Origin of the sequence: Pseudomonas purpurea (assembly GCF_039908635.1) — a bacterium.
Classification (GTDB): domain Bacteria; phylum Pseudomonadota; class Gammaproteobacteria; order Pseudomonadales; family Pseudomonadaceae; genus Aquipseudomonas; species Aquipseudomonas purpurea.
Genome location: NZ_CP150918.1, coordinates 952460 through 970591, shown reverse-complemented (window position 1 = coordinate 970591; position 18132 = coordinate 952460). Strand labels below are relative to the sequence as shown.

Sequence of the window (18132 nt, the reverse complement as noted above, 5' to 3'; positions counted from 1 at the left end):
TGGTGCTCAGACAGGCTTCGAATATAGGACGTTTGAGGGACTATTCACATGGCTCTTTACATCAATCCCACAAAAAAACCTGTCCGTTGGGCAGCCGAAGCCAGGGGAACATAAACCTGAAATCCAAGTCATAGCGATGTGCCATATCGGCACTTCACAAGGAACCCCAGTGATGCGCAGTTTCCCGAAGTTTCCGGCCAGCCTCCTCGCCACTGCTTTGCTTGGCAGCATGGTATTAACCAGTGCCGCTCAGGCCGCTGTTGAGGTCACCTCCGACCCTGCTTCCTACAACGACAAAGTCTCTGCCATTCACAACTCGTTCGGCAAAGACACGCTGGTCAGAACCAGCGTCAGCATCGATGACCTGGAGAACATGCAGAAGACCGTGAAAGCCAATGCCGCCGAACTGGAAAACCAGAAACGGACGATTAGCGATCAGGCCCGCCTCATCGAAGAGCTCAAGCGTAGCAGCGGTTCCAGTTCCAGCTCGAACAACAGTGAACTGTCCAACCTCAAGCGCACGGTCAGCGAGCAGGAACGCGACCTGAACAACCTCGGCAAGCAGGTGGAAGACCTCAAGCGCAGCAGCGGCTCCAGCTCGAGTTCAAGCTCCAGTGAACTGTCGAACCTCAAGCGCGAAGTCAGCGATCAAGATCGCACAATCGATCAGCTCAAACGCACGGTCGAGGACCTGGGCAGGAAGGTGAAATAACGTTCGTCCCGCAGTGATGATGAGGTGCTTCGTAGCCATCTCGAGAGAGGTGGCACAAGCAGGAATTGCATGTAAACCAGATAACCTACACAGAGTGAACCTTACCCGCTGACCGCCAAGCCGCTGTACTGACCCATGTACTTTTCCGGCTTGGCTGGGTCCGCCCGCAGCAGAGATGCTGATCGATCATAAGGCGCCACAGTGATCAATCAGGTCGCAGCCACTGACGTCCTGTCGTCCGAACATACCCACTGTGCTGTTGAATCAATCCAGATACGCGTAGGATAGCTGCGCCCTTGATGTAGGCGAATTGACATTTGGAGTTCACCGCAGGATGACGTCCCTCGCCGAAACGGCTAAAAACTTGAGCGTTCCTCAATTTATCCAGCCGAAGTATCGGGCTGACATAGACGGCCTACGCGCATTAGCAGTCCTTGCTGTTCTGCTATTTCACTTTGATCTTGGAGTGCCTGGCGGATATGTTGGGGTAGATGTCTTTTTTGTAATCTCTGGCTTCTTGATAACTGACACCATTAGAAATTCAATCACTCAAAACAGATTTTCATTTCTAAGTTTCTATACCAGAAGACTTTTACGCCTGCATCCCGCATTGCTGGCAACCATTGCCGCGAGTCTGTTGACTGGCTTCCTGATCATGGACCCAGCGTCATTAAGCAAGCTGGCGTCGTCCGCTAAATACTCGCTGCTATCAGCATCAAATTTCTATTTCTTCAACAGCCAGGGTTACTTTGAAGAAACCGCAAAGATGCAACCACTGCTCCACACCTGGTCTTTATCCGTGGAGTGGCAATTTTACCTGGTATGGCCATTGATAGTATGGGGATCCCTTAAGGTATCCAACAAGTTCCTGGCCATTGTGCTTGCGATCTTGACCATAGTGTCCGTAGCTTCATCGCAAGCAATGCTCTCCATAAACCCCTCAGCCTCATATTACATGATGCCTTTTCGTGTATTTGAGCTTTGTATAGGTGCATTCCTGGTCCTGCTGAATGACAAAAGATCAGGCGTACCACTTGAGAGACTTGTGTTTGCCGCAGGCATCATCACAATCATTGCGGCTTCGTTTTTACTGAAGCATGACTCCCTGTTTCCAGGCCTGCTCGCCCTTGCTCCCTGCCTGGGTGCAGCGGCGTGTATATATGCAGGCCGGAGCGATTTAGGGGCGCTGACCAGGAACAAAGTTGCCGTCTACATCGGGAAAATTTCGTACTCTGTTTACTTGGTACATTGGCCAATACTGGTTTTTTACAAATATTATATTTTCCGAGAAATAACAGTATCCGAAAGTGCCTGCCTGCTTCTGGCCTCACTGGTCGCTGGCTCGGCCATGCACCACCTGATTGAAAACATCTTCGTCAGTAAAAAGAGCCGAACGATGATCATCGGCACCGTCGTTGTCGTGATAGCAACATCGGCAGGCGTGTACGGCTCAAGGGAGATCATTAAACACCAAGGGCTGTCATACCGACTCCCGAAAGCTTACATGGAGATGGCCTCTCGACCGGCAGAGTTCCACCGAACCAACTATGGCGGGGACGGCTATGAACTTGACGCATCAATTGGAGAGCAAAAGAGCACACCTGACTACCTTATCGTGGGTGACAGTTTCGCCCTTCAATACATGAGCGGTCTTGATAAAATCCTGCACAATACAAAAAAACAAGCGCGAGGATTCTTTGCACACGGCTGTTACATCTCAAGAGACTATATAAGAATAAACCAGGGGATCATCAGTCCTGACTGCAAGGCGATGTACAAGACCCTGATGGATTCGACCCAGGGAAACAATACGCCTGTGATGTTCGCCCTGCATTGGGTTGGCTACTCCGACTACATCAGCGACAACGCATCAAACCCTGTAAAGTTCAATTCAAATGAAGAATATGAAAACTTCATCATCAAGAACCTGTCCGAGCTACGCAAAGACCTTGGCGACAGAAAGCTTGTTCTCGTTGGCAGCCCACCCTACAGGTATGGTGCCTCTTCTCTTATGTCGTGCCTGCTACGGCCGCACATGATAAGCCAGCCTTGCGACTCATTCATTTACTACCCGACCGAAGTGTCCGCCGCATACTCTATAAACAATAAAATCAGAGAGTTTGCAAACAACACACAAAACACATACTTCGTTGCGCCATCAGATGCGATTTGCACAAAAGGAACTTGCTCTCCTTTTGTGGGCCGTGACCTTGCCTACTCTGACATGGTTCACCTTTCAAAAAGCGGATCATCGGCAGTATCCGAACTCATCATTAAAGCCCTTGAAGATAGCCCCTCAGCTACCCAGCCTTGAGTAGCTCAGCAATATAAATCGGCACTCAACCGAGTGCCGTATTCCTGAAAGTCCGGTTTGATAACAGGTCAATAGCCAGCCTGTTTGACATCCATGTGTTGAAGTCACGGTCCTGCACATATGCTTCCATCACTTGAAGGGGTAGGTGCAGTGCAACGCACTAAATGCTGAAGACACATGAGAGTGGTTGACCCGAGCCGACAATGCGCGCGACCATGGTGCATCGAGAAGGCCTGATATAGCCCAAGAGAGCAGGGTGGTGCCCGAGACAGGAGTTGAACCTGCGACCTTCGCGTTACGAGTGCGCTGCTCTACCGACTGAGCTACACGGGCAGTGGGCTAAACCTAGCACAGGTTTGGCATGCCGCAACCGCAAGTACCTTTTCGGTTTGCTGCAGGCAAAAAAAGGCCCCGCAGTTTTCACTGCGGGGCCTTTTTACAACGTTGAAACAATCAAGCGGGGGTGATTAAACGCCCGATGCCTTGGCTGCTGCTACGTCTTTGATGGACAGCTTGATACGACCGCGGTTGTCCACGTCCAGTACCAGCACTTCCACTTCCTGGCCTTCTTTCAGGATGTCGGTCACTTTCTCGACGCGAGCATCGCTCAGCATGGAGATGTGAACCAAACCGTCCTTGCCCGGCAGGATGTTCACGAATGCGCCGAAGTCAACGATGCGCTCAACCTTACCGACGTAGATCTTGCCGATTTCGGCTTCAGCTGTGATGCCCAGAACGCGCTGACGTGCCGCTTCAGCCGCTTCCTTGGTTTCGCCGAAGATCTTGATCGAACCGTCGTCTTCGATGTCGATCGAAGCCTTGGTTTCTTCACAGATCGCACGAATGGTCGCGCCGCCTTTACCGATGACATCACGGATTTTGTCGGTGTCGATCTTCATCGCGATCATGGTCGGAGCGTTTTCCGACAGTTCGGTACGCGACTGGCCAATGATCTGGTTCATCTGGCCGAGGATGTTCAGGCGCGCTTCCAGGGCTTGGCCCAGAGCGATCTCCATGATTTCTTCGGTGATGCCTTTGATCTTGATGTCCATCTGCAGCGCGGTAACACCTTTGGCGGTACCCGCTACTTTGAAGTCCATGTCGCCCAGGTGGTCTTCGTCACCCAGGATGTCGGTCAGGACGGCGAACTTCTCGCCTTCTTTAACCAGACCCATCGCGATACCGGCAACCGGTGCCTTCATCGGAACGCCAGCGTCCATCAGGGCCAGGGAAGCGCCGCAGACCGAAGCCATGGAGCTCGAACCGTTGGACTCGGTGATTTCCGACACAACACGGATGGTGTACGGGAACACGTCGGCAGCCGGCAGCATGGCCTGAACCGAACGACGGGCCAGACGGCCGTGACCGATTTCGCGACGACCAGCGCCACCCATGCGACCACACTCACCTACCGAGAACGGAGGGAAGTTGTAGTGCAGCATGAACGGGTCTTTTTTCTCGCCTTCCAGGGTGTCCAGCAGCTGTGCGTCACGGGCAGTACCCAGAGTCGCGACTACCAGAGCCTGGGTTTCACCACGGGTGAACAGTGCCGAGCCGTGGGTCTTCGGCAGAACACCGACTTCGATGTTCAGCGGACGTACAGTGCGGGTGTCGCGACCGTCGATACGCGGCTTGCCGTTTACGATGTTTTCGCGAACGGTGCGGTATTCGATTTCGCCGAAAGCCGCTTTGACTTCGCTGGAAGAAGGCTGGCCTTCTTCACCGGACAGCTTGGCAACCACCTGGTCTTTCAGTTCGCCCAAGCGAGCGTAACGGTCGGCCTTGATGGTGATGGTGTAAGCCTGGGAGATCGCTTCACCGAACTCGGCACGGATAGCGCCCAGCAGTTCGGTGGCTTCAGCCTGAGGAGCCCAGGTCCAGGTTGGCTTGGCAGCTTCGGCAGCCAGCTCTTTAACCGCGTTGATCACAACCTGGAACTCGTCGTGAGCAAACAGTACGGCGCCCAGCATCTGGTCTTCGGTCAGCTCTTTGGCTTCCGATTCAACCATCAATACCGCTTCCGAAGTACCGGCAACGACCATGTCCAGGCTCGATGCTTTCAGTTGCTCGTAAGTCGGGTTCAGCAGGTAGCCGGTGCTTTCGTGGAACGCAACGCGTGCTGCGCCGATCGGGCCATCGAAAGGAATGCCGGAGATGGCCAGCGCAGCCGAAGTACCGATCATCGCAGCGATGTCCGGATCGGTCTTTTTGCTGGTGGAAACGACGGTGCAGACAACCTGCACTTCGTTCATGAAGCCTTCCGGGAACAGCGGACGGATCGGACGGTCGATCAGTCGGGAAGTCAGGGTTTCTTTCTCGGAAGGACGGCCTTCACGCTTGAAGAAACCGCCAGGGATCTTACCGGCAGCGTAAGTTTTTTCCTGGTAGTGAACAGACAGAGGGAAGAAGCCCTTGCCTGGATCGGCTTGCTTGGCACCGACTACGGTCACCAATACGCTGACGTCGTCGTCAACGGTGACCAATACTGCGCCGGAGGCCTGACGGGCGATACGGCCAGTCTCGAGGGTAACGGTCGACTGACCGAACTGGAATTTTTTGATTACCGGGTTCACGGTGTCCTACCTTCTTTGTGGCTCTTGGGGGAACTGGTTTTCTTGCGAAATTCTTGCGAAATTCTTGGGCAATGTCGGGAATCGGCCCGGCCTTGATTGTCCAGGTAAAACGGCTGTCCAGATAAAACTTGAGGCTGGGAGCCTGCCATGCGCCGGCGGGAAACCCACTGACACACGGCAAACAACCAACCTCTAGCGCAATCGCTTATTAGCGACGCAGACCCAGGCGAGCGATCAGAGCGCTGTAACGGCTCACGTCCTTGCCTTTCAGGTAGTCCAGCAGCTTACGACGCTGGTTTACCATGCGGATCAGACCACGACGGGAGTGGTGATCTTTACCGTTGGCCTTGAAGTGACCTTGCAGTTTGTTGATGTTGTGGGTCAGCAGTGCAACTTGCACTTCTGGAGAACCAGTATCACCAACAGCTTGCTGGTAGTCAGCTACGATTTGGGCTTTTTCTTGAACGTCGAGAGCCATGAGGCAATCCTTTTATCAGGAAACTGTTTCAGAAAAACAGTTTCAACAGGCCAGGGACAAATCCCTGTATCTATAAATGAGTAGTGACCGTGCCTGTTAACAGCCACCCTCGCCAGCCTGCTGTTACGCAGGCTGGTTTCGGTCATTCCGACCGAATCAAACGACGCGGCGCAATGCGCCCGTCTTCGCTCACTTCACCGATACCGATGAAACGACCATTGTGATCCTGTACCCGTACCATGCCAAACTTCGGTGCATCCGGGGCGCGTACCGGCTGGCCGTTTAGCCAGTAGAACGAGCTGTGCTCCGAGAACTGCAACAGTGGCCAATCCAGCAGGCCGCTGTCCGATGGCATCAGGAAGCGGTCGACCGCTTCGTTGCCGCCTTCGGCATGTACTGCTTCCAGCTCTTCGAGCGTGACCGTCTGGGCCAGGCTGAATGGACCGGCCTGGGTACGTCGCAGTTGTGCAACGTAAGCGCCACAGCCGAGCTGTTCACCAATATCCTCCACGAGGGTCCGGATATAGGTGCCTTTGCTGCAATCTACGGCGAAGCGCGCAGTATCACCTTCAAAGGCCAGCAATTCCAAGCGCGCAATAGTAACAGAACGCGGTTCACGCTCCACCACTTCACCTGCACGGGCCAGTTTGTACAACGGCTGACCGTCACGCTTGAGAGCGGAGTACATCGGCGGTATCTGACTGATTTTCCCACGAAAATTTGGCAAAACCGCTTCGATATCGGCGCGACCAACGGTCACCGGGCGCTCCTGCAAAACCTCACCTTCGGCATCGGCCGTGGTGGTGGTCTTGCCCAATTGCGCCAGGGTTTCATAACCCTTGTCGGAATCGAGCAGATATTGCGAGAACTTGGTCGCCTCACCGAAGCACAGCGGCAACACGCCGGTGGCCAACGGATCAAGGCTACCGGTGTGTCCGGCCTTCTCGGCGTTCAGCAACCAGCGGACCTTCTGCAAGGCTGCATTGGAGGTGAACCCCAGCGGCTTGTCGAGCAGGATGATGCCGCTGACGTTACGACGGATACGTTTGACCTGAGCCACCGATTACTCCTTGGTGTCTACGGGTTCTGCCGCGACCGGGTGCTGATTGTCCTCAGCCACGGCGCGCTCGATCAATGCCGACAGATGAGCACCACGCACGACGCTTTCGTCGTAGTGGAAGTGCAGCTGTGGAACGCTGCGCAGCTTCATCTCGCGAGCCAACTGCATACGCAGGAAACCGGCGGCCGAGTTCAGCACCTTGATGCTTTGGGCGATATCTTCGGCGCTGTCCTGGCCCATCACGGTGATGAAGATCTTGGCGTGACCGACGTCACGGCTGACTTCAACAGCGGTAATGGTGACCAGGGCCGACGCGCGGGTCTTTGACTTCACGACGGATCAACTGTGCCAGCTCACGCTGCATCTGATCGCCGATACGTTGGGTACGGCTGTATTCTTTTGCCATGTCTTGTTACCTGTTACTGCCTCACGGTGAAACCCGTGGGTCTGAAAGCGGCAAACGCCCGGCCTGACAAAAGCCAGACCGGGCGTTGCGTTTAGAGTCCTGTTGATGCGCCGTGCATTTTCATGCGGCTGCCCATCAAGGCTCTTGAAGTGCGCGAGTTAGAGGCTGCGAGCAACCTGAACCTTCTCGAAGACTTCGATCTTGTCACCGACTTTAACGTCGTTGTAGCTCTTCACGCCGATACCGCATTCCATGCCGGCACGTACTTCGGAAGCGTCATCCTTGAAGCGACGCAGGGATTCCAGCTCGCCTTCGAAGATAACGATGTCTTCACGCAGTACACGGATTGGACGGTTACGGTGCACAACACCTTCGATAACCATGCAACCGGCGATCGCGCCAAACTTCGGCGAACGGAACACGTCGCGGACTTCAGCGATACCCAGGATGTTCTCCCGAACGTCGCTGCCAAGCATACCGGTCAGGGCTTTCTTGACGTCTTCGATGATGTCGTAGATCACGTTGTAGTAACGCATATCCAGACCTTCCTGCTCGACAATCTTGCGAGCGCCAGCATCGGCACGCACGTTGAAGCCAAACAATACAGCGTTGGAAGCCAGTGCCAGGTTGGCGTCGGACTCGGTGATACCACCGACACCGCCACCGACTACGCGCACTTGCACTTCGTCGTTACCCAGGCCGTTCAAGGCGCCGTTCAACGCTTCCAGCGAACCACGGACGTCAGATTTGAGGACGATGTTAAGCGTCTTCTTCTCTTCCTGGCCCATGTTCTCGAAGATGTTTTCCAGCTTGCCAGCGTGAGCACGAGCCAACTTGACTTCGCGGAACTTGCCTTGACGGAACAGAGCCACTTCACGGGCTTTCTTCTCGTCGGCAACAACACTCATCTCGTCGCCAGCGTCCGGGGTACCGTCCAGGCCGAGAATCTCGACAGGGATGGAAGGACCGGCTTCCTTGATTGGCTTGCCGTTCTCGTCGAGCATGGCGCGAACGCGGCCATAGTTCGAACCGACCAGTACCATGTCACCTTGGCGCAGCGTACCGTCTTGAACCAGAACGGTCGCAACCGGGCCACGACCCTTGTCGAGACGCGACTCAACCACGACACCACGGCCAGGAGCCGAAGGAGTCGCTTTCAGTTCGAGAACTTCAGCTTGCAGCAGAACAGCTTCGAGCAACTCGTCCACGCCAGTACCGACTTTCGCCGAAACCGATACGAACGGGGTGTCGCCGCCCCACTCTTCCGAGGTCACGCCGTGAACCGACAGTTCGCTACGGATGCGATCGAGATCGGCGCCCGGCTTGTCGATTTTGTTCACTGCAACCACCAGCGGAACACCAGCAGCCTTGGCGTGCTGTACGGCTTCAACGGTCTGCGGCATTACGCCGTCGTCCGCTGCAACCACCAGGATCACGATGTCAGTCGCCTTGGCACCACGGGCACGCATGGCGGTAAACGCGGCGTGACCAGGGGTGTCGAGGAAGGTGACCATGCCGCGTTCGGTTTCAACGTGGTACGCACCGATGTGCTGGGTGATACCACCGGCTTCGCCAGCAGCTACCTTGGCACGACGGATGTAGTCGAGCAGCGAGGTCTTACCATGGTCAACGTGGCCCATTACGGTCACAACTGGCGCACGGGAGAAAGCCTCACCTTCAAACTTCAGGGACTCAGCCAGGGAATCTTCCAGGGCGGTGTCGCTGACCAGGGTCACTTTGTGGCCCAGCTCTTCAGCTACCAGTTGAGCAGTTTCCTGATCGAGTACCTGGTTGATGGTCGCTGGAGTACCCAGTTTGAACATGAACTTGATGATTTCAGCAGCCTTGACCGACATCTGCTGGGCGAGATCGCCAACAGTGATGGTCTCGCCGATCTTCACTTCACGCACGACAGGGCCGGTTGGGCTCTGGAAACCGTGGGCGTTGCGTTTCTTCAGCTTGGCCTTGCCACGACCACCACGACGGAAGCCATCGCTTTCTTCGTCGGTAGTACGTGGCGCAACCCGTGGAGCAGGTGCTTTTTCTTTGACCGAAGCGCGATGCGGAGCGTTTTTACGCTCACCATCACCCGCGCCACGACGGTTGTTATCGTCGGCACGTGGTTTGTCCGGACGACGTTGTTCGTCGCGTTTGCGAGCGTCAGCCGCTGGAGCAGCTGCTGCAACCGGCGCTTCACGCACTGGCTCGGCAACTGCAGCAGGTGCTGCAACAGCGTTGGTAGTCGCGGTTTGCGCAGCAGCAGGCTGACGGCGCGCGTCTTCTTCGGCGCGACGCTTGGCTTCTTCTTCAGCCTTCTGACGAGCAGCATTTTCTACTGCGCGACGTTCTTCCAGTTCGCGTTTGCGCTCGGCTTCGATTTCTTCCGGGCTGCGCTGTACGAAGACTTTCTTCTTGCGCACTTCAACGCTGATGCTTTTGCTGCCAGCAACACGCAGGGTGCTGGTGGTTTTACGCTGCAACGTGATCTTGCGCGGTTCTTCCACTTTCGCCTTGTGGCTGCTTTTCAAGTGAGTCAGCAGAGACTGCTTCTCACTGTCGGTCACATGTTCCTCGGCGGCGGTGTGCGGCAGACCTGCCTCACGCATCTGCTGCAGCAGGCGCTCTACCGGTGTTTTGACCTCATCGGCCAGTTGTTTCACCGTGACTTGCGTCATGCACTTCTCTCCTCAGGCCGCGCCTATTACTCGAACCAATGGGCTCGGGCGGCCATGATCAACTTGCCGGCACGATCATCGTCAATGCCGTCGATGTCGAGCAGGTCGTCAATAGACTGCTCGGCCAGGTCTTCGCGGGTAATTACGCCGCGCACCGCCAGTTCCATCGCCAAATCCTTGTCCATACCCTCAAGCGAGAGCAGGTCTTCGGCCGGATGGGCGTCTGCCAGCTTTTCCTCAGTAGCGATGGCTTTAGTCAACAAACGATCCTTGGCCCGAGCGCGAAGCTCGTTGACGGTGTCTTCGTCAAAGCCATCGATGTTGAGCATTTCTTCCAACGGTACGTAGGCAATCTCTTCCAGGCTGGTAAAGCCTTCATCAACCAGCACCTGGGCCAGATCTTCGTCGACTTCCAGCTCGTCGATAAAGTTGCGCAGGATGTCGCCGGTTTCTGCTTGCTGCTTAGCCTGGATGTCCGATTCGGTCATCACGTTCAGGGTCCAGCCAGTCAACTGGCTAGCCAGACGCACGTTCTGACCACCGCGACCGATGGCCTGAGCCAGATTGTCTGCGCCAACGGCGATATCCATTGCATGGGCATCTTCGTCAACGATAATTGCCGCAACCTCAGCCGGGGACATGGCGTTGATCACGAACTGCGCCGGGTTGTCGTCCCACAGGACGATATCCACACGCTCACCGCCCAATTCGCCGGACACTGCCTGGACACGCGAACCGCGCATACCAATGCAAGCGCCCTGCGGGTCGATGCGTTTGTCTTTGGAACGGACCGCGATCTTGGCGCGCGAACCCGGGTCACGGGATGCTGCCATTACTTCGATCAGGCCTTCAGCAATTTCCGGCACTTCGATGCGGAACAACTCGATCAGCATTTCCGGCGCAGTACGCGACAGGATCAGCTGCGGGCCGCGGTTCTCGGTGCGGATTTCCTTGAGCAGCGCACGCAGACGCACGCCAACCCGGAAAGTTTCGCGAGAGATGATGTCTTCACGGGCCAGCAACGCTTCAGCATTGTTGCCCAGGTCGACGATCACGTTGTCGCGGGTTACTTTTTTCACGGTGCCAGAGATGATTTCTCCCAGGCGCTCGCGATAAGCATCAACAACTTGAGCGCGCTCGGCTTCGCGAACCTTCTGCACGATGACTTGCTTGGCAGTCTGCGCAGCGATACGGCCGAACTCGATGGACTCGATTTTTTCTTCGACAACATCGCCGACTTGCGCGCCCGGATGCGTCTCCTGGACCTTGCTCGGCCAGGTTTCAACAGCCGGATCGTCCAGGTCTGCTTCTTCGACTACCGTCCAGCGACGGAAAGTTTCATAAGCACCGGTGTGGCGATTGATTTCCACACGCAGATCAACTTCGTCTTCAAAACGCTTTTTGGTAGCAGTGGCCAGAGCCAGCTCCAGCGCTTCAAAAATTACGTTTGCCGGTACGCCCTTTTCATTGGATACCGACTCAACAACCAGCAGTACTTCTTTGCTCATCGTACGCCTCGCCTTTCGCAAGCCATTGGATCCGCGGGATCCGCGTCTCAGTCAAAACTGGGAATAATGTTGGCCTTGTCGATCATATCGATCGGCAACAGGAACTCATGGTCTTCAACCTGCACCACGACGTCCTGCTCTTCTACACCGCGCAGAAGGCCCTGAAAGTTGCGTCGACCTTCAAAAGGCGAGCGCAGCTTGATCTTCACTTGTTCACCGGCAAATTTTGCAAACTGCTCAATAGTGAACAGTGGGCGTTCCATGCCAGGCGAGGAAACTTCAAGGGTGTATTCAACAGCGATCGGATCTTCAACATCCAGAACACCGCTGATCTGACGGCTGACAATGGCGCAGTCATCCACCAGTACGCCGCCTTCTTTATCGATATAAACGCGCAACATTGAGTGGCGACCTTGAGCCGAAAACTCAATACCCCAGCATTCATAGCCAAGGGCCACGACCACCGGGGCCAGCAAGGCCTGCAACTGTTCTAGCTTGCTCGACACCTGAACCCCCTAGTGCATGTATGTGCATGCTGTGCAGAATAAAAAAATGGGCGAAACGCCCATCCCTGAAACGCCGTCGAACAGCGGCGTTATAAAGTGTCCAGCTAACAAAAAGCCCCTTAAAAGGGGCTCCTGAAACTGGTTGCGGGGGCCGGATTTGAACCGACGACCTTCGGGTTATGAGCCCGACGAGCTACCAGACTGCTCCACCCCGCGACAAAGCTGGGGCGGAAGTATACGACCGATCCCTGACAGGGTCAATGTAACCTTCCACCTACAAGAAAGCCCGCAACAGCGGGCTCTCCTGATAATTGGTACCGAGAAGGGGACTCGAACCCCTACACCCTATGGGCACAACCACCTCAAGGTTGCGTGTCTACCAATTCCACCACCTCGGCAATACTACGTTTGAAACCCTTCTTACTTTTGCTCTTGAGCTGGAGGCACGTCAGTCGCATTGGTTGCCGACTTTTGCTCTTGAAGCACCGGTACATCATCAGAAGCCGGCTTTTGCTTTGGAACTTCCAACACCGCTGGATTTGGCAAACCTACTTGAGTCAGCTCATGAGCCTTCTCTTTAGCAAAGTAACCTAACCCTAAGCTGGTTATGAAAAAACCTGCGGCAAGTATAGCAGTAAACTTACTAAGAAAGGTAGAGGAACCTTGGCTTCCGAACACAGTATTTGAAGCACCTGCTCCGAAAGACGCGCCAGCGTCCGCACCTTTACCCTGCTGCAGCAATACGAGAGCAACTACGCCCAATGCACCCAGCAGATGAAAAACGACTACGACTGTTTCCAGCATTTTTTCAGTTTCCCGCGGCGCGACAAATCGCACCGAACTCATCTGCATTCAGGGAAGCCCCACCAATGAGCCCCCCATCGATATCCGGCATGCCGAACAGTTCGACCGCATTGGCCGCCTTCACGCTGCCGCCGTATAGAAGCCGCACACCTCGTGCGATTTCAGAATTCTCTGCCGCCAACTGCGCGCGAATGGCTGCATGCACATCCTGCGCTTGTTGCGGCGAAGCAGTCAGCCCGGTACCAATAGCCCAGACCGGCTCGTAAGCAATTACTGCCTTTGCAAATGCACCAACACCCAGCTCTTCGATGATACTGCCCAGCTGACGCCCGACAACCTCAATCGTTTTCCCGGCTTCGCGTTGCTCCAGGGTTTCCCCTACACACAACACCGGAATCAAGCCGCATGCCTGCGCCGCTGCAAACTTGCGATTCAGCACCCCGTCACGCTCACCCATAATCAGGCGACGCTCGGAATGCCCGACAAGCACCAGGGAACAACCTGCATCCACCAACTGACTCGGTGCAATTTCACCGGTCAATGCGCCTTGCATGGATTCCACCGCAGAGTTCTGCGCGCCGACCGAAATCGACTTTCCTTTCAAGCCATCAATCACTTGATTGATATGCAAGCAAGGCGGGAATACCGCGACATCAACACCGCTTGGCAAGGCCAGATGACGAAGGCCGTTGATCAGCTCAGCGACGCTGGCGCGGGTACCGTGCATCTTCCAGTTACCAGCTACCATAGGGCGACGCATGCTGTACCTCGTCGGTCAAAGTGGGCGCAGATGTTACCCAACCGCGCCATTACTGGCAAGCCGAAATCAGACAGAAACTTCAGCAACCAGCTTTGCCAGCTCTTCGGCGTAGCCGCGAACCAGCGTTTCGTCCTCGCCCTCGACCATGACACGCACCAAAGGCTCTGTCCCGGACTTGCGCAACAGCACTCGACCACGTCCCGCCATAGCCTTGGTGACGCGCTCGCTGGCCTCCTTGACTGCCGGATGCTCAACGGGATTTGCACCACCGCCAAAACGCACATTAATCAGAACCTGGGGGCACTTGCGCAGGGCTTGTCGAGACTGCGCAAGACTTTCATTGCGAGCCTTCAACGCCATCAGCACCTGCAAGGCTGCGATGATCGCATCACCCGTGGTGGTGTGCTGAAAGCACACAATATGCCCTGAGTTTTCGCCACCCACCTGCCAGTTACGCTCAAGCAGATCGGCAATCACATAACGGTCGCCGACATTGGCACGCACAAATGGAATTTTCAGCTCACCGAGCGCCAACTCCAGCCCCAGGTTACTCATCAGGGTACCGACGACACCGCCTTGCAGGCGATCGCGCTCATGCATGTCGCGAGCGATGATGAACAACAACTCATCACCATCAACAATCGCCCCGGTGTGATCGACCATCAATACGCGATCACCGTCACCATCGAAGGCAATCCCCAGATCGGCATGCTCGGCCAGCACCGCTGCCTGCAACTGCCCCATATGGGTTGAGCCACAGTCGTCATTGATATTCAGGCCATTAGGTTGCGCGGAAAGCACCGTAACCTGCGCCCCCAGCTCCCGGAAGACGCTCGGCGCGACTTTATAGGTAGCCCCGTGAGCGCAGTCGATAACAATATTCAGCCCCGCAAAACTGGTGCCGGTAGGCACGCTGCTTTTACAGAATTCGATATAACGGCCCGACGCGTCGTTGATACGCGAAACCTTGCCGATCTTGCTGGACTCGACAACGGTCATTGGCGTGTCGAGCAACTCTTCAATCATCAGCTCGACTTCATCGGGCAGCTTGGTGCCTTTCCCGGAGAAGAACTTGATGCCGTTGTCGTCGTGAGGGTTGTGCGAGGCACTGATGACGATACCGGCTTCTGCGTGGAAGGTACGAGTCAGGTAGGCGATAGCTGGCGTCGGCATCGGCCCCAACAACATCACATCGGCACCCGCCGACGTAAGCCCTGCCTCCAGCGCAGACTCGAACATGTATCCGGAGATACGCGTGTCTTTGCCAACCAGCACCTTGCAAGCACCCATGCTGCGGAACGCCATGCCTGCGGCCCAGCCGAGCTTGAGCATGAAATCAGGAGTAATCGGATATGTACCGACCCGACCACGAATACCGTCGGTGCCAAAATATTTCTTAGTCATAAGTGCTCCATCATTCTTATTCGGCTGATTCCACTGCTGCGATCATCCGTACAACATCTACTGTTTCGGCCACATCATGCACGCGCAAGATGCGAGCCCCCTTGATCACCGCCAGCGCCGCGAGAGCCAATCCGCCATGGAGGCGCTCTCCAACGGGGCGATTCAAGGCCTGCCCTATCATGCTCTTTCGCGAAACCCCAACCAACAGAGGTCGCCCCAAGGCATGCAGACTTTCCATGTGCTTGAACAAGCTTAAATTGTGCTGCAAGGTTTTGGCGAATCCAAAACCCGGATCCAGAATGATCCGCTCGGCAGGGATGCCAACTGCCTCACATTGAGCCATACGCTCGGCGAGGAACTCGCCAACCTCCCGACCTACATTCAGATAGTGCGGATCATCCTGCATATCCCCTGGCTCACCGAGCATATGCATCAAGCACACTGGCAAACCAGTGGCTGCCGCCGCGTCCAGCGCGCCATCACGGCGCAGGGAACGAACATCATTGATCAGCCCCGCCCCCAGACGCGCAGTCTCGCGCATGACTGAAGGCGTCGAGGTATCGACCGAAATAATCACATCCAGTTCACGATGAATTCGCTCGACAATCGGCGCTACCCGCTCAAGCTCTTCAAGCGGCGACACCGCTCGCGCGCCCGGCCGGGTCGACTCACCACCGACATCGATCAATGTAGCGCCAGACACCACCATTGCCTCGGCGTGACGCAAGGCAGCATCGAGCTGACTGAAGCGGCCACCATCGGAGAAGGAGTCAGGAGTGACATTGAGAATGCCCATGACATGCGCATGGGCCAAATCAAGAACCCGGTTGCCGCAAGGCAACCGGGTCAAGGAGGGCACAGAAGTCATTTCAAACCTTAGACGTCGGCAGCCGGGCCGCCGATTGGCGTTTCCGGGCGTTCATCCTGCACCGCAGGAGGCGTCCCGGAAGTACCGGTGCCGCCCGACCAGTCACGCGGCTCACGAGGCGTGCGACCCGCCATGATGTCATCGATCTGCTCGGCATCGATGGTTTCGTACTTCATCAGGGCGTCCGCCATCGCATCCAGCTTATCGCGGTTATCCGTAAGGATCTGCTTGGCGGTGCCGTAGCACTGATCAATGATGCTGCGCACTTCAGAGTCGATCAGCTTGGCCGTCTCGCCCGAGAAGCTCGCGTGTTGACCGCCGCCGCCACGACCCAGGAAGACCTCACCTTCTTCTTCCGCATACATCAGCGGCCCCAGCTTCTCGGAAAGACCCCACTTGGTCACCATGTTCCGCGCGATCTGACTGGCACGCATGATGTCGTTGGAAGCACCGGTGGTGACACCGTCAAAGCCCAGAGTCATCTCTTCAGCAATACGGCCGCCGTACAACGAACAGATCTGACTGATCAGTGCGCGCTTGGACAGGCTGTAGCGGTCTTCTTCCGGCAGGAACATGGTCACACCCAGCGCACGACCACGCGGAATGATCGACACCTTGTAGACCGGATCATGCTCAGGGACGACCCGACCAACAATCGCATGGCCAGCTTCGTGATAAGCCGTGTTCTGTTTTTCTTTCTCGGACATGACCATGGATTTGCGCTCGGCACCCATCATGATCTTGTCTTTAGCTAGTTCGAATTCCTTCATCTCGACAACGCGCTTGCCGGTACGAGCTGCAAACAATGAAGCTTCGTTCACCAGGTTAGCGAGGTCGGCACCGGAGAAACCCGGCGTACCGCGTGCAATCACCGCAGGAGCGACATCTTCACCCATTGGCACTTTACGCATGTGAACCTTGAGAATCTGCTCACGACCACGGATATCCGGCAAACCAACCACCACCTGGCGGTCGAAACGACCAGGACGCAGCAAGGCCGGGTCCAGTACGTCGGGACGGTTGGTTGCGGCGATGACGATAATGCCGTCATTCATCTCGAAACCATCCATCTCTACCAGCAACTGGTTGAGCGTTTGCTCGCGCTCGTCGTGACCGCCGCCCATACCTGCGCCACGGTGACGACCGACAGCGTCGATTTCATCGATGAAGATAATGCATGGTGCGTGCTTTTTAGCCTGTTCGAACATGTCACGAACACGGCTGGCACCCACACCGACGAACATTTCGACGAAGTCGGAACCGGAGATGGTGAAGAACGGCACCTTGGCCTCGCCTGCAATGGCCTTGGCCAACAGGGTTTTACCGGTACCCGGAGGACCAACCATCAGCACGCCGCGAGGAATGCGACCGCCCAGGCGCTGGAACTTGCCCGGATCACGCAGGAACTCGACCAGTTCGCCGACTTCTTCCTTGGCCTCGTCGCAACCCGCAACGTCAGCCAGGGTAGTTTTCACCTGATCTTCGGACAGCAGACGCGCCTTGCTCTTGCCGAAGCTCATCGGCCCGCCCTTTCCACCGGCACCACCCTGCATCTGCCGCATGAAGAACATGAAGACAGCGATAATCACCAGGATCGGGAAGCTTGCGACCAGAAGTTGAGTCCAGATGCTTTGCTGCTCAGGCTGCTTGCCTTCGACAACGACGTGGTTATCCACCAGGTCGCCGATCAAGCCGTTGTCCTGAATCGCCGGACGAATGGTCTTGAAGCTGTCGCCATCATTGCGCTTGCCGGTAATGACATAACCGTCCACGGCTACGCGCTCGACCTTGCCATCCTTGACCTGCTGGATGAAGTCGGAATAGTTGAGGGTCTGCGGCTCGTTAGGGCTGGAGAAGTTGTTCATCACCGTCACCAGGACAGCCGCGATGATCAACCACAGGATCAGATTCTTTGCCATATCGTTCAATTAACTACCCTCTGAAGCAAGCTCCGCAACTGGCGCGCGCTTCGCATGATATTCACCGGCCTAACTTACTACATTACCTACAGCTCTGGCAGGCGCCGTCTGTAACCCTTTGTGAAACACTTTCTACACAATATTC

The 18132-nt window shown here is 55.8% G+C and carries 13 protein-coding genes, 3 tRNA genes and 1 pseudogene; 2 read left to right on the top strand and 15 right to left on the bottom strand.

The window, feature by feature from the left end:
• The first annotated feature begins 172 nt into the window (after positions 1-172).
• Both AABM54_RS04355 and AABM54_RS04350 read left to right on the top strand, forming a co-directional pair.
• A complete protein-coding gene (locus AABM54_RS04355) occupies positions 173-712 on the top strand; it encodes a hypothetical protein (RefSeq protein ID WP_347904021.1) in 540 nt (179 codons plus the stop codon).
• 334 nt (positions 713-1046) lie between these two features.
• Positions 1047-3026, top strand: coding sequence for an acyltransferase family protein (locus AABM54_RS04350; protein ID WP_347904019.1), 1980 nt, complete (start codon positions 1047-1049; stop codon positions 3024-3026).
• Between the two features lie 257 nt (positions 3027-3283).
• On the opposite strand, the gene AABM54_RS04345 is transcribed toward AABM54_RS04350, so the two are convergent.
• From AABM54_RS04345 to ftsH, 15 genes and pseudogenes are all read right to left on the bottom strand, one after another.
• Positions 3284-3359: transfer RNA gene (locus AABM54_RS04345), tRNA-Thr, on the bottom strand.
• A gap of 134 nt (positions 3360-3493) precedes the next feature.
• On the bottom strand, positions 3494-5599 hold the full coding sequence (gene pnp, locus AABM54_RS04340) for a polyribonucleotide nucleotidyltransferase (protein WP_095145053.1): 2106 nt from the start codon (positions 5597-5599) through the stop codon (positions 3494-3496).
• 208 nt (positions 5600-5807) lie between these two features.
• Complete coding sequence (gene rpsO, locus AABM54_RS04335) at positions 5808-6077, bottom strand: 30S ribosomal protein S15 (protein WP_003197723.1); 270 nt, start codon at positions 6075-6077, stop codon at positions 5808-5810.
• Positions 6078-6219: 142 nt separating this feature from the next.
• Positions 6220-7137, bottom strand: coding sequence for a tRNA pseudouridine(55) synthase TruB (gene truB, locus AABM54_RS04330; protein ID WP_347904017.1), 918 nt, complete (start codon positions 7135-7137; stop codon positions 6220-6222).
• A 3-nt stretch (positions 7138-7140) separates the two neighbouring features.
• Positions 7141-7543, bottom strand: a pseudogene (rbfA, locus tag AABM54_RS04325) (30S ribosome-binding factor RbfA).
• Between the two features lie 158 nt (positions 7544-7701).
• Entirely contained in the window at positions 7702-10218 is a 2517-nt protein-coding gene (gene infB / locus AABM54_RS04320; protein ID WP_347904015.1) for a translation initiation factor IF-2, read from the bottom strand.
• A gap of 26 nt (positions 10219-10244) precedes the next feature.
• Entirely contained in the window at positions 10245-11726 is a 1482-nt protein-coding gene (gene nusA / locus AABM54_RS04315; RefSeq protein WP_347904014.1) for a transcription termination factor NusA, read from the bottom strand.
• Between the two features lie 47 nt (positions 11727-11773).
• On the bottom strand, positions 11774-12232 hold the full coding sequence (gene rimP / locus AABM54_RS04310; protein ID WP_159987310.1) for a ribosome maturation factor RimP: 459 nt from the start codon (positions 12230-12232) through the stop codon (positions 11774-11776).
• A 139-nt stretch (positions 12233-12371) separates the two neighbouring features.
• A tRNA-Met gene (locus tag AABM54_RS04305) sits at positions 12372-12448 on the bottom strand.
• 96 nt (positions 12449-12544) lie between these two features.
• Positions 12545-12630: transfer RNA gene (locus AABM54_RS04300), tRNA-Leu, on the bottom strand.
• 22 nt (positions 12631-12652) lie between these two features.
• On the bottom strand, positions 12653-13036 hold the full coding sequence (gene secG / locus AABM54_RS04295) for a preprotein translocase subunit SecG (protein ID WP_347904012.1): 384 nt from the start codon (positions 13034-13036) through the stop codon (positions 12653-12655).
• 4 nt (positions 13037-13040) lie between these two features.
• Positions 13041-13796, bottom strand: coding sequence for a triose-phosphate isomerase (gene tpiA, locus AABM54_RS04290; RefSeq protein WP_347904011.1), 756 nt, complete (start codon positions 13794-13796; stop codon positions 13041-13043).
• A 66-nt stretch (positions 13797-13862) separates the two neighbouring features.
• Entirely contained in the window at positions 13863-15200 is a 1338-nt protein-coding gene (gene glmM, locus AABM54_RS04285) for a phosphoglucosamine mutase (RefSeq protein WP_347904010.1), read from the bottom strand.
• 16 nt (positions 15201-15216) lie between these two features.
• The gene (gene folP, locus AABM54_RS04280; RefSeq protein WP_347904008.1) at positions 15217-16068 is read right to left on the bottom strand and encodes a dihydropteroate synthase; all 852 of its coding nucleotides are present in this window, start codon (positions 16066-16068) and stop codon (positions 15217-15219) included.
• A gap of 8 nt (positions 16069-16076) precedes the next feature.
• Positions 16077-17987, bottom strand: a complete 1911-nt coding sequence (gene ftsH / locus AABM54_RS04275; RefSeq protein WP_347904006.1) for an ATP-dependent zinc metalloprotease FtsH — start codon at positions 17985-17987, stop codon at positions 16077-16079.
• Between the last annotated feature and the right edge of the window lie 145 nt (positions 17988-18132).

Excerpts from the sequence above, each read along its gene's own strand:
- AABM54_RS04350 (WP_347904019.1), top strand. The coding sequence starts at position 1,047 with ATGACGTCCCTCGCCGAAACGGCTAAAAACTTGAGCGTTCCTCAATTT.
- rpsO (WP_003197723.1), bottom strand. The coding sequence starts at position 6,077 with ATGGCTCTCGACGTTCAAGAAAAAGCCCAAATCGTAGCTGACTACCAG.
- folP (WP_347904008.1), bottom strand. The coding sequence starts at position 16,068 with ATGACTTCTGTGCCCTCCTTGACCCGGTTGCCTTGCGGCAACCGGGTT.
- AABM54_RS04355 (WP_347904021.1), top strand. The coding sequence starts at position 173 with ATGCGCAGTTTCCCGAAGTTTCCGGCCAGCCTCCTCGCCACTGCTTTG.
- ftsH (WP_347904006.1), bottom strand. The coding sequence starts at position 17,987 with ATGGCAAAGAATCTGATCCTGTGGTTGATCATCGCGGCTGTCCTGGTG.
- nusA (WP_347904014.1), bottom strand. The coding sequence starts at position 11,726 with ATGAGCAAAGAAGTACTGCTGGTTGTTGAGTCGGTATCCAATGAAAAG.
- glmM (WP_347904010.1), bottom strand. The coding sequence starts at position 15,200 with ATGACTAAGAAATATTTTGGCACCGACGGTATTCGTGGTCGGGTCGGT.
- secG (WP_347904012.1), bottom strand. The coding sequence starts at position 13,036 with ATGCTGGAAACAGTCGTAGTCGTTTTTCATCTGCTGGGTGCATTGGGC.
- tpiA (WP_347904011.1), bottom strand. The coding sequence starts at position 13,796 with ATGCGTCGCCCTATGGTAGCTGGTAACTGGAAGATGCACGGTACCCGC.
- infB (WP_347904015.1), bottom strand. The coding sequence starts at position 10,218 with ATGACGCAAGTCACGGTGAAACAACTGGCCGATGAGGTCAAAACACCG.